At 68.3% G+C, this 13037-nt stretch carries 15 protein-coding genes; 4 read left to right on the top strand and 11 right to left on the bottom strand.

The genetic code is table 11. The annotated features are described in order from the left end of the window. Positions 1 to 40: 40 nt before the first annotated feature. Positions 41 to 2815 carry a glutamine-synthetase adenylyltransferase gene (locus tag H6900_09800; protein ID MCC0073570.1) on the bottom strand — a complete coding sequence of 925 codons (2775 nt, stop codon included), beginning with the start codon at positions 2813 to 2815 and terminating at the stop codon, positions 41 to 43. Positions 2816 to 2894: 79 nt separating this feature from the next. Next, the gene (locus H6900_09795; GenBank protein ID MCC0073569.1) at positions 2895 to 3836 is read right to left on the bottom strand and encodes a methyltransferase domain-containing protein; all 942 of its coding nucleotides are present in this window, start codon (positions 3834 to 3836) and stop codon (positions 2895 to 2897) included. Positions 3837 to 4027: 191 nt separating this feature from the next. On the opposite strand from H6900_09795, the gene H6900_09790 reads away from it, so the two are divergent. The 4 genes from H6900_09790 (at position 4028) to H6900_09775 (ending at position 6412) form a co-directional block, all read left to right on the top strand. Then, the gene (locus tag H6900_09790) at positions 4028 to 5203 is read left to right on the top strand and encodes a serine hydrolase (GenBank protein ID MCC0073568.1); all 1176 of its coding nucleotides are present in this window, start codon (positions 4028 to 4030) and stop codon (positions 5201 to 5203) included. Positions 5204 to 5206: 3 nt separating this feature from the next. Then, positions 5207 to 5449 (top strand): CDGSH iron-sulfur domain-containing protein, encoded by a 243-nt coding sequence (locus tag H6900_09785; GenBank protein MCC0073567.1) that lies wholly within the window; start codon positions 5207 to 5209, stop codon positions 5447 to 5449. Between the two features lie 134 nt (positions 5450 to 5583). Continuing rightward, positions 5584 to 5961 (top strand): DUF2237 domain-containing protein, encoded by a 378-nt coding sequence (locus H6900_09780; protein MCC0073566.1) that lies wholly within the window; start codon positions 5584 to 5586, stop codon positions 5959 to 5961. Positions 5962 to 6010: 49 nt separating this feature from the next. Further along, a complete protein-coding gene (locus H6900_09775; GenBank protein ID MCC0073565.1) occupies positions 6011 to 6412 on the top strand; it encodes a group III truncated hemoglobin in 402 nt (133 codons plus the stop codon). A gap of 3 nt (positions 6413 to 6415) precedes the next feature. On the opposite strand, the gene H6900_09770 is transcribed toward H6900_09775, so the two are convergent. The 9 genes from H6900_09770 to rpsA form a co-directional block, all read right to left on the bottom strand. Next, positions 6416 to 6934, bottom strand: a complete 519-nt coding sequence (locus H6900_09770; protein MCC0073564.1) for a helix-turn-helix transcriptional regulator — start codon at positions 6932 to 6934, stop codon at positions 6416 to 6418. 15 nt (positions 6935 to 6949) lie between these two features. Beyond that, on the bottom strand, positions 6950 to 7318 hold the full coding sequence (locus tag H6900_09765; protein ID MCC0073563.1) for a hypothetical protein: 369 nt from the start codon (positions 7316 to 7318) through the stop codon (positions 6950 to 6952). A gap of 102 nt (positions 7319 to 7420) precedes the next feature. Next, positions 7421 to 7714, bottom strand: a complete 294-nt coding sequence (locus H6900_09760) for a hypothetical protein (protein MCC0073562.1) — start codon at positions 7712 to 7714, stop codon at positions 7421 to 7423. 267 nt (positions 7715 to 7981) lie between these two features. Continuing rightward, complete coding sequence (gene trpB / locus H6900_09755; protein ID MCC0073561.1) at positions 7982 to 9214, bottom strand: tryptophan synthase subunit beta; 1233 nt, start codon at positions 9212 to 9214, stop codon at positions 7982 to 7984. 107 nt (positions 9215 to 9321) lie between these two features. After that, entirely contained in the window at positions 9322 to 9657 is a 336-nt protein-coding gene (locus tag H6900_09750) for a hypothetical protein (GenBank protein ID MCC0073560.1), read from the bottom strand. Positions 9658 to 9663: 6 nt separating this feature from the next. Further along, positions 9664 to 10311, bottom strand: coding sequence for a phosphoribosylanthranilate isomerase (locus H6900_09745; protein MCC0073559.1), 648 nt, complete (start codon positions 10309 to 10311; stop codon positions 9664 to 9666). Beyond that, a complete protein-coding gene (locus H6900_09740; protein MCC0073558.1) occupies positions 10308 to 10673 on the bottom strand; it encodes a LapA family protein in 366 nt (121 codons plus the stop codon). Before H6900_09740 ends, H6900_09745 begins: the two co-directional genes overlap by 4 nt. Positions 10674 to 10682: 9 nt before the next feature. Next, positions 10683 to 10970 carry an integration host factor subunit beta gene (ihfB, locus tag H6900_09735; protein ID MCC0073557.1) on the bottom strand — a complete coding sequence of 96 codons (288 nt, stop codon included), beginning with the start codon at positions 10968 to 10970 and terminating at the stop codon, positions 10683 to 10685. A 218-nt stretch (positions 10971 to 11188) separates the two neighbouring features. After that, positions 11189 to 12862 (bottom strand): 30S ribosomal protein S1, encoded by a 1674-nt coding sequence (gene rpsA, locus H6900_09730; GenBank protein ID MCC0073556.1) that lies wholly within the window; start codon positions 12860 to 12862, stop codon positions 11189 to 11191. Positions 12863 to 13037: the final 175 nt, after the last annotated feature.

Here is a 13037-nt window from a genome sequence, read left to right as displayed (position 1 = left end):
CACCCTTTGGCACAAGCCCGCGCATCGACCGGCGCGGCGATCAGGGTGCCAACAGGCGGTCCACGACACCAGCAGCGGCATCGGTTGCCGTCGCCAGCCGGGCGACCAGCCCGTCGAGCGTTTCGGCGCCGGTCTCGCGCAACAGAAAGGCCCGGGCGCCTTCGCCCAGGGCCTGGGGGTCGGTGACGTGGTCGGCCAGCAGCCTGAGCGAACATTGCACCCGCCAGAGCAGCCGATAGGCAGCGAGCAGCGTGTCTTCTTGCGGCTTGTCCAGCCGTCCGGCGCGGCGCCCGGCGAGAAGCTGCGCCTCGGTTCTGCGGGCCGGGGCGCCGGCCTGCAAGGCGACCATCTGCGCCAGCAACTCGATGTCCTGGAGGCGGCCGGCACCATCCTTGGCTTCCAGCGCGCCCTGCGCCGGCTTCGCCGCCCTGAGCCGTGCGCGCATGTCGGCCACATCCTGCGCGACCCCTGCCCCGCGGCCCTTTTCGGTCAGCAACGCCAGGCGGAAGGCTTCGACCTCGTCCCCGAGGTCGGCCGCACCTGCCAGCGCCCGTGCGCGGGTCAGCGCCAGGTGTTCCCAGGTCCAGGCCTCGGTCTGCTGATAGGCGCGGAACGCATCCAGCGAGGTCGCCACCGGCCCCTGCCGCCCCGAGGGACGCAGCCGCATGTCCACCTCGTAAAGCCGGCCCTGCGCCATGGGCGCCGACAGCGCCGTCACCAGCGCCTGCGTCAGGCGGGAATAATAGGGCCGCGCGGCCAGGGGCCGGGGCCCGTCCGAAGCGTCCTGCCCGGCGGCATCGTAGATCACGATCAGATCGAGGTCCGATGCCGCATTGAGCCGCGCTGCGCCCAGCGACCCCATCCCCAGCACCACAGCGCCGCGCCCGGGCATCGGCCCGTGCTTGCGCGCGAATTCCGCCGTCACATGCGGCCAGATCCCCGCCACCACGGCGTCCGCCAGATGCGCGTATTGGCCGGCGGCCTCGAACGCGTCGATCAGCCCGCGCAGATGGTGCACGCCGATGCGGAAATGCCATTCCTTCATCCAGATGCGCGCCGCGTCCAGTCGGCGTTCGTAATCGTCGATCGGGCGCAGCTTTTCGTCGAGGTCGGCCTGAAGCGCGGCGACACCCGGCCAGGGCGCGAAGAAGCCGCCGCCGATCACCGCGTCGAACACGCCCGCATTGCGCGCCAGGTATTCGCCAAGCTTGGGGGCCGTGGTCAGGATATCGACCAGCAAGTCGATCAAGGTCGGGTTGGCCTCGAACAGGGAAAACAACTGCACGCCGGCAGGCAAGCCGGACAGGAAGCGGTCAAAGCCGACCACCGCGTCGTCGGGCAACGGCGCCTTGAGCAGGCGGGTCAGCAGATCGGGTTCCAGCCGGGTGAAGATCTCTTGCGCGCGCGCCGAGCGCAGGCAGGGATAGGCGCGCCACCCGCTGACGATACCACGCTGCTGATCGCTCAGGTCCGGGCGGTCCGTGGCGTCGGCATCGGTCGGGGCAAAGAAATCCCGGGTCAGGGCGGTGACCTCGTGCAGGCGGGCCGTCAGGCGGTCGCGCATCGCCTGGGTGTCGCCCTCGCCCAGGAACCGCGCCAGCCGGTCCCAGGCCTCGGGCGCGGTCGGCAGCATCTGGGTCTGCGCGTCACCCACCATCTGCAAGCGGTGCTCGATCTCGCGGTGCTCGCGGTAATGCGCGGTCAGCGCCTCGGCAACCTGGGGGGGGACCCAACCCTTGCCCGCAAGCGCCGCCAGCCCCCCCACCGTGTCGCGGGTCCTGAGGTCGGAATCGCGCCCGCCCGCGATCAACTGGCGGGTCTGGGTGAAGAACTCGATCTCGCGAATGCCACCCGGACCCAGTTTGAGGTTGTGGCCGTCGATCTCGGCGCTGAGCCCCTTGTGCGCGCGGATTCGCACGATCATGTCGTGCGCATCCTGGATCGAGGCGAAATCGAGGTGCCGCCGCCAGACGAAGGGTCGCAGCGTGTCGGTGAACCGCGCCCCGGCCGCCAGATCCCCGGCGCAGGGCCGGGCCTTGATCCAGGCGGCGCGTTCCCAGGTGCGGCCCAGCGATTCGTAGTAGCGTTCCGCCGCCTCCATCGAGATGCAGACCGGCGTGACCGAGGCATCGGGCCTGAGCCGCAGGTCGGTGCGAAAGACATAGCCGTCGGCGGTGTGGTCGTTCAGCATCGCCGCCATCTTGCGGGTGGCGCGGATGAAGGCCTGGCGTGCATCGTGCCAGTCGGCGCCAAACCGGTCCTGGTCGAACAGGCAGATCAGGTCGATGTCCGAGGAATAGTTCAGTTCGAACGCGCCCATCTTGCCCATGGCAAAGGCGACCATGCCCGCGCCGGTCTCTTCGTCGCCGGTCTGCGCGCCCGGGATCTTGCCGCGCCGGATCTCGTCGGCCAGGTGGGTGGCCAGCGCGCGTTGCACGGCGCGGTCGGCCAGCCGGGTCAGCGCCCCGGTGACCTGTTCCAGCGCCCAGACCCCGCCCAGATCCGCGACCGCCGCCAACAAGGCGACGCGCCGCTTGGCTTGCCTGAGGGCGGTGCCGGTGGCCTCGGGCGTGTCGGGCACCAACGCGGCGAGGGTCGCGTCGAGCGCGTCCTCGGGCGCCCCTGCCAGCGCGCCGCGCAGCCAGTGGGATTCGCGCTCCATCAACGACTTCAGGAACGGGCTGCACCCGGCGGTGCCGGCCAGCAGGCCGCGCAGGTCCGGCGTCAGGTCGGCAAAGCGGGCGGCGATGTCGGCAGCGGCATCGCGGTCATACGGCAGGGGCGAGCGGGTGAGTCGGCGGGCGAAATCGGTCATGACGCGATTGTCACCGGCTGCACGGGACAGTCAACGCACCGCGGCACCGGGTCCAGCAAGGCGCGGGCCAATGCGCGCGTCAGGCCAGCGCGAACCCCTCGCCATCGCCCTGCCGGTCAAGGCGCGGCGCCAGGCCCTCGGCCAGGACGACGAACCCGTCAATCGGCGCGCCACGGTCCTGACGCAGCACGGCCTCGGTCACCACGACGCGGGCAAAGCCGGCCGCGGTCAGCACCTCGTCGATATAGGCGCGCGAATGGGCGAAACGACGGCTTTCACGCAGCGTGACCGGGGCGGCGGGCTCGGCCTCGACCGTGAAGGCCAGCGTTCCGCCAGCGGTCAGCGAGCCCGCGCACCAGGCGGTGATCCGCTCCAGCGCGCCCAGATAGACGAACACGTCGGCGGCCAGGATCAGGTCGAACCGCTCGCCGATCTCGAGCGTGGCGAGGTCGGTCTTGTCCAGCCGGTCGTAGACGCCCTTGGCCTGCGCCTGCGCCAGCATGGCCGCCGACAGGTCGCACCCGGCCAGCCAATCCACCGCGTCGCGGAACACCTGACCCGCCAACCCCGTGCCGCAGCCCAGATCCATCGCCCGGCCCCAGTGCCGCCCGGCCAGCGCCTCGCGCAGCAGCCAGGGCGCGCGGTAGTCCAGCGACTGCACCAGCGCGGTGTCGAAATGCGCCGCATACTGGTCGAACAGAGCCTCGACAAAAGCGGCGGGCATGGCCTCGGCCACCGGGTGGGTGCGGACCAGGTCGCGCTTCAGCCCGGCGCCAAGCATGTCTGACGGGTCGGCCGCCACCGCGCGGTCCCAGGCGGCGATGGCGCCGGCGCGGTCGCCCGCCTCGGCCCGCCATTCGCCCAGGCGGAACCAGCCGGCCGCCCAGCCGGGGACCAGATCCATCGCCTCGGCCAGAATGCCGATCGCGGCGGCAAGGTCGCCCTCGGCGGCATACCCCTCGGCAAAAGCCAGACGCCGGTCCACCACCAGATCGCCCGAAGACGCCGTCCAGACAGCCATGTGAACGCGCTTTCCAAAGGAGGGCGGGCCGTCGGCTGTCATCGCCGCGCAAGGCGCACCCGGGTCACACCGCCCGGGGGTCAGCCGGCCGTGCTGGCGGGCAGATAGGCCCGCCCCAGGCCTGCGTCAAGGTCCGCGTGGGGCTTGCTTTCGCGGCGCAGACTGCCAAGGTAGGCGCGAAGGAGAACGCGATGCGCAAATGGTTGAAATGGCTGGGCGGGAGCCTGGTGGTTCTGGTCATTCTGCTGGCCGCCCTGGGCCTGTGGAAACGCGAGGAGGTCACGCGCCTGCTGGCCGTGAACGGGTTGTTCGACGCCGATCGAATCGTGCAGAACTTTTCGCATATGGATCAGCTGTTCCTCACCCGCACCATGGACGGGGGCACGCCTTCGGTGCTGCCGCAGGGCGCGGCGATGACCCCGCCCCCCGGGTTCGACACCTGGGCGGTGGACCGGCAGGTGACGGGCATGGTCGTGCTGCACAACGGCGCCGTCGTGTTCGAGGATTACCGCCTGGGCACCGCGCGCGACGACCGCCGCATTTCCTGGTCCGAGGCGAAAAGCGCGCTGTCGTTGCTGCTGGGCACGCTGGTCGCGGATGGCACGATCGCGGATCTGGACGCGCCGGTGACGCAGTATGCGCCCGCGCTCGAGGCCTCGGCCTATCGCGGGGCGACGATCCGCCAGGTGCTGCGGATGGAATCGGGCGTCGCCTTCAACGAGGATTACCTGGACTTCTGGTCCGACATCAACCGCATGGGCAGGGTGCTGGCGCTGGGCGGCTCGATGGACGGTTTCGCCGCCGGCCAGACCGCGCGGCGCGGACCGCCCGGCAGCGACTGGCAGTATGTGTCGATCGATACGCATGTGATCGGCATGGTGATCCGGGGCGCCACGGGACGCACCATTCCCGCCCTGATGCAAGAGCGCCTGTTCACGCCCCTGGGCCTGGACAGCGATCCCTATTATGTCACCGACGGCGACGGCGTGGCCTTCGTGCTGGGCGGGTTGAACATGACGACGCGGGACTATGCCCGCCTTGGGCAACTGGTCGCGCAGGGTGGCGTCTGGCAGGGGCGGCAACTGGTGCCCGCGGCCTGGATCGAAGAATCGACCGCCCCGGGCCCCTACCCGGCCGAGTTCGGCACCGGCTACGGCTATCAGTGGTGGTTGCCCCCCGACGCCCGCCCGGGCGAGGTCTGGGCGCGCGGCATCTATGGCCAGAACCTGTGGATCGACCGCACCCATGACGTGGTGATCGCCGTGAACGGCGCAGACCGCCAGTTCGAAGACGCCCCCGTCATGCCGCAGAATGTCGCCATGTTCCGCGCCATCGTCGATTCGCTTTCATCCCAGCCTACGGAGTAAGCCATGAGCGAAGCCCCCATCATTGCCCAGAAAGCCCCCTATCCGGTCGAGGTCGAGGCCGGCAAAAGCTATTACTGGTGCGCCTGCGGACGTTCGCAGAACCAGCCCTTCTGCGACGGGTCGCACAAGGGCACCGGCCTGTCGCCGACGAAATTCACCGCCGAGGACAGCAAGCGCGTCTTCCTGTGCGGCTGCAAGCACTCGGCCAAGGCGCCGTTCTGCGACGGCAGCCACAAGGCACTGTAAACGGGCCCCGGCAGACCGGGCCCTGCGAACGGGGGTCGGTCGGCGGCGCGTTTCGTGCTAGGCTGGGTCCCGACCGCCTCGGCGCCCCTGCGGGAACCGGGCAAGCATGTCATAAAACAGGAAAGCACCGCCGGATGGAGCCGTCGATCAATGTCTTGGGCGACCCCCTCGAGTCCTGCTCGCAGGACCCGGTGACGGGGTTCTTTCGCAACGGCTGTTGCGATACGGCCGCGTCGGACCAGGGCATGCACACGGTCTGCGCGGTGATGACCGCGGAATTCCTGGCCCTGTCGAAATACCTGGGCAACGATCTCAGCACCCCGCGGCCCGAGTTCGGCTTTGCAGGGCTGAAGCCGGGCGACCAGTGGTGCCTGTGCGCGGGCCGTTTCCTGCAAGCCCATGACGAGGGCGCCGCGCCGCGCATCCGGCTGCGCGCGACGCACAGGCGCACGCTGACGGTGGTGCCGCTGGATGTGCTGCGCCTGCACGCGCTGGACGATCCGGGGATGTGACCTTGTGTCCCTTGTCGCGCCGCGCGCCGGGGCGCATCTAGGGGGTATCATGCTGGAACCTCGCATCCCCGTCACCGCCGAACAGATCGACATCGTCGTCGCGGATTTCTATGCCTTTGTGCGCGAACACCCCGGCTTGGGCCCGGTGTTCGCCCGCCATGTCACCGACTGGCCCGCGCATGAGGCCAAGATCGCGCGCTTCTGGCGCAATGCGATCCTGTATGAAAAGGGCTATGACGGGAACCCGCTGGCGGTGCACCGCGCCGCCGGCAATGTGCGGCCGGGGATGTTCGATCCCTGGCTGGGGCTCTTCGACATGGTGCTGCGCCGCAATCTGCCGCCCGAGGCCGCAGCCGCCTGGTCGGCGCTGGCGCACCGTATCGGGCGCAGCCTGCGCGCCGGCGTGGTCGAGCAGACCCTTGGCGCGGACGGCATTCCGCGCCTGCGCTGACGCTCAGGCCCGGGCGCCGTTGGTCCCGGGTGGCGCGCCCGCATCGGGGCCGACCAGGTCCTCGATGAACAGACCCAACAACTGGCTGCGACTCGACACCCCCGCCTTGCGGTAGATCGCGTTCGACTGGGCCTTGACCGTGCCTTCCGAGGTGCCGCGCAGTCCGGCGATTTCGGCCGTGGTCATGCCCTTGATGGCAAAGAGCGCCACGTCGCGTTCGGCCGGCGTCAGACCCCAGGCGTCGAAGCGGTCGTCCATCACGGCGGCAAAGGCCGATTGCGCGCGTTTGAGGCCCGCCTCCGCCTGCCGCGCGTCGCGCTGCGCCCGCAGAAGCGCCAGCGCGCCCAGCACGAAGCCCAGCACCAGGCCCAGCAACGCGCCGATTTCCAGCAGCTCGTGGGTCTGCCAGCTGAGCAGCACCGATTCGATCCCCAGCACCGAGCCCAGGATATCGGCCACGAACAGCACGGTGCAGCAGGCCTGCACCAAAAGCGCGATCGCCAGAAGGGACTGTCGCTTCATGCCCGCGCCTCGCCGTCAGTCATGCTCGCCCCCGCCGCCATCCCCGCCGCCGTCGCCACCGCCACCGCCCTCCGCGCCGCCCTCGGGGCCACCCCCAGGGCTGGCTTCGCCCTCGGCCGGGCCGCCGTCCGGGGCGGCGCCGGGGCCCGACAGCATGTGATCGCGCAGGACTTCGCCGCTGTTGCGGCTGAGGATCACCTCGCGCTGGCCCTGGGGCCCTGACGCCAGGATGCGCGTGCGCCCCAGCCAGGTGCGGCTGACCTCGACCTGGGAATACCCCTCGTTGCGCAGCCGGGCCACGACCGGATCCTGCACATCCGTCGCCCAGGCGGCCTGAGCCGAAACCAGCACCACCATCACCGAGGCTCTGATCAGGCTCTGCATCCCGCCTCCTCGACGTGCCGCCGCGCGGCCGGTCCGCGCGGGCGTTCAGAAAACCAAGAAGCAGACCCGAGCGCAACCCGGGCCTGCCTGACGTTGTGGGGATCAGTCGTCGCCGCCACCGTTGCCGCCGTCGCTGTCACCGCCGCCGTTCCCGCCACCGTTGCCGCCGTCATTGTCGCCGCCACCGTTGCCGCCACCATAGCCGCCGTCGTGGTCGTTGCCTTCGCCGCCGATCTGCGCGCCGGTCTGTTGCGTGCCGCCCTGCGTCAGCCGCAGGCCGGTGTTGCCGTTGCCAGCCGTCTGCCCGGCGGTTTGGGCCAGCGCCATCGACCCCAGGGTCAGCGCGGCAACGGTGCCGAGAAGCGCGGCCGAAGCGGTCAGTTTGGTCATGGTCATGGTCGTTTCTCCTGTTCGGATCGTCTTGAGGTTTGGTCTTGTCGAGGCACGAGGTTGGTTGCCTCGGGGAGCAGATCAGCCCGAAAAGAGGACCGGCGCCATTCACCCAGGGGTTAAAACGGCGGGCATAACCCGAACGAAAAAGGCCATAAACTTTGGGATAAACCCGGGTTTATGCAGCCCGCGCGGCCGCGTTGGCCGCGCCGCAACGCAAACGGCCCGGGTTGCACCCGGGCCGTTCGGCAGGCTGGCGAAGCGAGCCCGGTGTCAGACGCTCATCTGTTCGCCCAGATGCTTGGCGACCGTGAAGATGTCCTTGTCCCCGCGCCCTGAAAGGTTGACGACAATGATATGGTCGCGCGGCAGGTCGGGCGCGATCTTGGCCACATGCGCCAGCGCGTGCGAGCTTTCCAGCGCGGGGATGATTCCCTCGGTCCGGCAGAGTTGCTGAAAGGCCGCGAGGGCCTCGGTATCCGTGATCGACACGTATTTCGCCCGCCCGATATCGTGCAGCCAGGCGTGTTCGGGGCCGATTCCCGGATAGTCCAGGCCCGCACTGATCGAATGCCCCTCAAGAATCTGACCGTCGGGATCTTGCAGCAGATAGGTGCGGTTGCCATGCAGCACGCCCGGGCGCCCGCCCGTCAGGCTGGCGCAGTGTTCCATACGCTCATCCACGCCGTGGCCGCCGGCCTCGACGCCGATGATCTGCACCGAGGGATCGTCCAGGAACGGGTAGAACAACCCCATTGCGTTCGACCCGCCGCCGACGGCAGCGATGATCGTGTCGGGCAGACGGCCCTTGCCTTCCTGCTCCTCGAGTTGCCAACGGGTTTCCTGGCCGATGATCGCCTGGAAATCGCGCACCATCGCCGGATAGGGGTGCGGGCCCGCCACCGTGCCGATGCAATAGAACGTGTCGCGCACGTTGGTCACCCAGTCGCGCAGCGCGTCGTTCATCGCGTCCTTCAGCGTGCCCCGGCCCGAGGTCACGGGCACGACCTCGGCCCCCAGCAGTTTCATGCGGAAGACGTTGGGCGCCTGACGTTCGACATCCGTCGCGCCCATATAGACGATGCACTTCAGCCCGAACTTGGCGCAGACCGTCGCGGTGGCGACCCCGTGCTGTCCGGCGCCGGTTTCCGCGATGATGCGCGTCTTGCCCATCCGGCGGGCCAGGATGATCTGCCCCAGCACGTTGTTGATCTTGTGCGCGCCCGTGTGGTTCAGTTCCTCGCGCTTCAGATAGATCTTGGCGCCGCCCAGTTCATCGGTCAGGCGCTGCGCGAAATAGAGCGGGCTGGGACGACCGACATAGTGCTTCCACAGGTCGTTCATCTCGTCCCAGAAGCTTTGGTCCGTCTTGGCGTGCTCGTATCGCGCTTCGAGGTCGAGGATCAGCGGCATCAGCGTCTCGCTGACGAAACGACCGCCGAAAATGCCGAAGCGGCCCTGTTCGTCGGGGCCGGTCATATAGGAATTCATCAGATCGTCGGGCATGTGAGCCTCTCCCCGGTTGTTGCCAACGAATTACTTTGAGACCACGCCCGAGACAAGGGGAAGGCGGTCACGAAGGCCGTTCCGCCCGGGGAACGCGGGGGCCCTGCTCAATGGCAGAGCAGGCGGTCAAAGGCCGCCAGGCATTGCAGCGGCGCGAATCCGGGCGCGCGGGCCACGACCGTCGCCCAGAGGTAGCGGTTGGTATAGTCCATCGCCACCGCGCCATCGAGCACCCGAGCGCATTGGCCGGGCGATATCTGGCACGCCGCGAGCAACGCCTGCGCGGCCCCGTTGTCGGACGGCAGGATCGACCCGTCCGCGATCTGCGCGGCCAGGCGTTCGCGAAAAAGCACGCGCACCTCGTCGATGCCGGGGCGCGTGGCAAAGGCGGCGCCCGCGGTGGCGATCGCCAGATAGACCAGACCCTTGCTCAGCAGCCCCATGACGCCCTACCCCATCGCCGCGGCGCAGAAGGCCGCGATCCTGTCCGCATCCTTGATCCCCGGCGCGCTTTCCACGCCCGAGGATACATCGACCTGACGCGCCCCGGTCAGCGCGATCGCGTCGCGCACATTGCCCGCATCGAGTCCACCGGCCAGCATCCAGGGCACCGGCCAGCGCCGCCCGGCGATGAGCCGCCAGTCAAAGGCCAGCCCGTTCCCCCCGGGAAGCACGGCGTCGCGGGGCGGTTTGGCATCGACCAGCAGCATGTCCGCCACACGGCCATAGATGGCCAGCGCCGGCAGATCCTGCGGCCCGGAAATGCCTACGGCCTTCATCACCGGCAACCCGTGACGGGCGCGCAGGTCGCTGACGCGCTCGGGGCTTTCGTGACCATGGAGTTGCAGCATGTCCAGGGGCGCCTCGGCCAGGACGGTGTCGATCAGGGCGTCGTCCGCATCGACGAACAGTCCCACCCGCGCCAACCCGGGCGGGGCCGCCAGCGACAGCGCGCGGGCCTGCGCGGGGCTCAGCGCGCGCGGCGATTTCGGGAAAAAGACCAGCCCGGCATAGCCCGCGCCGGCGGCGGCCACGGCCTCGATGTCCTGCGGCCGGGTCAGGCCGCAGATCTTCACCCGAACCGGCAAGCGGGTCATTGCGTCGGTTCGTCGAGGATCGCCAGCACCTGGTCGCGCTGCGGATTGGTCTTTGCCGCCCCGGCCGCCGACGGGACGACCTGATCGCTGCGCGCCTTTTCCAGCTCGCGCACCGCCTTCTTGCCCTCGACCCGCTGCCCGCGTTCGCGCAACCATTCCCAGACCAGGCCGAACAACAGCCCCAGCCCCGCCGCGCCGCCGACGATCAGGAACAGCGGCAGCGTGATCGTGTAGCCGAAACCGACGAAGGCGGTCACCGTATCGGGCCACAACGCCAGCGTCACCGGGTCATGGTTGGCCAGCGCGACGGTCACACACAACAGAAGAACGATCGCCAGCAGGGCGTAACGAAGGTATTTCATGGTCTCTGGTCAGCTCTCCAGCCCGTTGAGCCGGTCGCGCAGCAGCTTGCCGGTCTTGAAGAACGGGACGCATTTTTCCTCGACCTCGACAGTGGCGCCGGTGCGGGGATTGCGCCCGGTGCGCGCATCGCGCTGCTTGACCGAAAAGGCGCCGAAGCCGCGCAATTCAACCCGTTCGCCGCGCGCGAGGGCCTCGATGATCTCATCGAAGAAGGTGTTGACGATTCGCTCGACGTCCCGCTGGTACAGGTGCGGATTATCCTCGGCGAGCTTTTGAATCAGTTCCGAACGGATCATGGCCTCCCCCCCAGGTGGCACAAGAGTGGCAGCATAGACGCTTTCTGCGAGCGTTCACATCACGCGACAACTATAGGCTTTTCGCGGGTTTGCACAACGAAAACTGCATGTTGCAACGAAATTGCGGCGGATTGCGGCCAGCTGAGGGTGCCGTCGCCACCCGCCGAAAAGCAAAGAGCCCCGCCGAAGCGGGGCTCGATGACGACCTTGAGGGTCGATCAGTTGTTGCCGCGCAGGGCCGCGCCGAGGATGTCGCCCAGCGACGCGCCGGCATCCGACGAGCCATACTGTTCGACCGCTTCTTTTTCTTCGGCGATCTCGCGGGCCTTGATCGACAGGCCCAGCTTGCGGGTCTTCGAATCGACCGAGGTCACGCGGACATCGACCTTGTCGCCGACGCCAAAGCGCTCAGGGCGCTGGTCGGCACGGTCGCGGGCCAGGTCCGAACGACGGATGAAGGACTTCATGCCGTTGTAATCGACCTCGATGCCGCCGTCTTCGATGGCGGTGACCTCGACCGTGATGATCGAGCCGCGCTTCACGCCGTCAACGGCTTCCGAGAAGGTGTCGGCGCCCAGAGCCTTGATCGACAGCGAGATGCGCTCGCGCTCGACATCGACCTCGAGCACGGCGGCCTGCACCACGTCGCCCTTGCGGTAGTTCTGGATCGCTTCTTCGCCGCGCTGGTCCCACGACAGATCCGACAGGTGCACCATGCCGTCGATGTCGCCGTCCAGGCCGATGAACAGACCGAATTCGGTGATGTTCTTGACCTCGCCCTCGATGGTCGAGCCCGAGGGATGCGTTTCGGCAAAGACTTCCCACGGGTTGCGCTGGGTCTGCTTGAGGCCCAGCGACACGCGGCGCTTGGCACTGTCGATTTCCAGCACCATGACTTCGACTTCCTGCGAGGTCGAGACGATCTTGCCGGGGTGGACGTTCTTCTTGGTCCAGCTCATTTCCGAGACGTGAACCAGACCTTCGACACCCGGCTCCAGCTCGACGAACGCGCCGTAGTCGGTGATGTTGGTCACGCGGCCCTTGTGGACCGAACCCAGCGGATAGTTGGATTCGACCGCATCCCACGGGTCGGCCTGAAGCTGCTTGATGCCCAGGCTGATGCGGTGGGTTTCCTTGTTGATCTTGATGACCTGAACCTTGAGGCTCTGGCCGATCGACAGGACTTCGGACGGGTGGTTGATGCGGCGCCAGGCCATGTCGGTGACGTGCAGCAGGCCGTCCACACCGCCCAGGTCAACGAACGCACCGTATTCGGTGATGTTCTTGACGACGCCTTCCAGCACCTGACCTTCGGCAAGCTTGCCGATGACCTCGGCGCGCTGTTCGGCGCGGCTTTCTTCCAGGATGGCGCGACGCGAGACGACGATGTTGCCCCGGCGGCGGTCCATCTTCAGGATCTGGAAGGGCTGCTTCAGACCCATCAGCGGGCCGGCGTCGCGCACGGGGCGCACATCGACCTGGCTGCCCGGCAGGAAGGCCACGGCACCGCCCAGATCGACAGTGAAGCCACCCTTGACGCGGCCGAAGATCGCGCCTTCGACGCGCAGCTCGTCCTCGTAGGCTTTCTCCAGGCGGTCCCAGGCGGCTTCGCGGCGGGCCTTCTCACGGCTCACAACGGCTTCGCCACGGGCGTTCTCGACGCGCTCGAGATAGACCTCGACCTCGTCGCCGATGGCCACTTCGGGGGCCTCGCCGGGGTTCGCGAATTCTTTCAGATCGACGCGGCCTTCCATCTTGTAGCCGACGTCGATGATGGCCTGGCCCGCCTCGATGGCGATGACCCGGCCTTTGACAACCGTCCCTTCCTGGGGGGTGTCGATCTCGAAGCTCTCGGCAAGGAGGGCTTCGAATTCTTCCATAGCGTTGCTCATGCAGTTCAGTCCTTGTGGTTCTGTTTCACTGGCCAGACGGTTGGTTCCGCCGGTCTTTCGCTGCCCGTTCAACAAAGGCCGAAAGGGGCGCCGGTGATCGGCACCCGTCAGAACCTCGCCTCGGGATGCGCGCGCTATAGACCCTTCGGCGCCGGCTGGCAAGCGCAACCGCCTG

This window comes from Rhodobacter sp. (genome assembly GCA_020637515.1).
In the GTDB taxonomy this organism is placed as follows: domain Bacteria; phylum Pseudomonadota; class Alphaproteobacteria; order Rhodobacterales; family Rhodobacteraceae; genus Pararhodobacter.
The sequence above is the reverse complement of the archived record's forward strand: the minus strand, read 5'-3'. Positions and strand labels throughout refer to the sequence as shown.

Bases quoted from the DNA above. Each gene is read 5' to 3' on its own strand.
- H6900_09770 (MCC0073564.1), bottom strand. From the start codon at position 6,934: ATGAAGCGACAGTCCCTTCTGGCGATCGCGCTTTTGGTGCAGGCCTGC.
- H6900_09760 (MCC0073562.1), bottom strand. From the start codon at position 7,714: ATGACCATGACCAAACTGACCGCTTCGGCCGCGCTTCTCGGCACCGTT.
- H6900_09780 (MCC0073566.1), top strand. From the start codon at position 5,584: ATGGAGCCGTCGATCAATGTCTTGGGCGACCCCCTCGAGTCCTGCTCG.
- H6900_09795 (MCC0073569.1), bottom strand. From the start codon at position 3,836: ATGGCTGTCTGGACGGCGTCTTCGGGCGATCTGGTGGTGGACCGGCGT.
- ihfB (MCC0073557.1), bottom strand. From the start codon at position 10,970: ATGATCCGTTCGGAACTGATTCAAAAGCTCGCCGAGGATAATCCGCAC.
- H6900_09750 (MCC0073560.1), bottom strand. From the start codon at position 9,657: ATGGGGCTGCTGAGCAAGGGTCTGGTCTATCTGGCGATCGCCACCGCG.
- H6900_09765 (MCC0073563.1), bottom strand. From the start codon at position 7,318: ATGCAGAGCCTGATCAGAGCCTCGGTGATGGTGGTGCTGGTTTCGGCT.
- trpB (MCC0073561.1), bottom strand. From the start codon at position 9,214: ATGCCCGACGATCTGATGAATTCCTATATGACCGGCCCCGACGAACAG.
- H6900_09785 (MCC0073567.1), top strand. From the start codon at position 5,207: ATGAGCGAAGCCCCCATCATTGCCCAGAAAGCCCCCTATCCGGTCGAG.
- H6900_09745 (MCC0073559.1), bottom strand. From the start codon at position 10,311: ATGACCCGCTTGCCGGTTCGGGTGAAGATCTGCGGCCTGACCCGGCCG.
- H6900_09790 (MCC0073568.1), top strand. From the start codon at position 4,028: ATGCGCAAATGGTTGAAATGGCTGGGCGGGAGCCTGGTGGTTCTGGTC.
- rpsA (MCC0073556.1), bottom strand. From the start codon at position 12,862: ATGAGCAACGCTATGGAAGAATTCGAAGCCCTCCTTGCCGAGAGCTTC.
- H6900_09740 (MCC0073558.1), bottom strand. From the start codon at position 10,673: ATGAAATACCTTCGTTACGCCCTGCTGGCGATCGTTCTTCTGTTGTGT.
- H6900_09800 (MCC0073570.1), bottom strand. From the start codon at position 2,815: ATGACCGATTTCGCCCGCCGACTCACCCGCTCGCCCCTGCCGTATGAC.
- H6900_09775 (MCC0073565.1), top strand. From the start codon at position 6,011: ATGCTGGAACCTCGCATCCCCGTCACCGCCGAACAGATCGACATCGTC.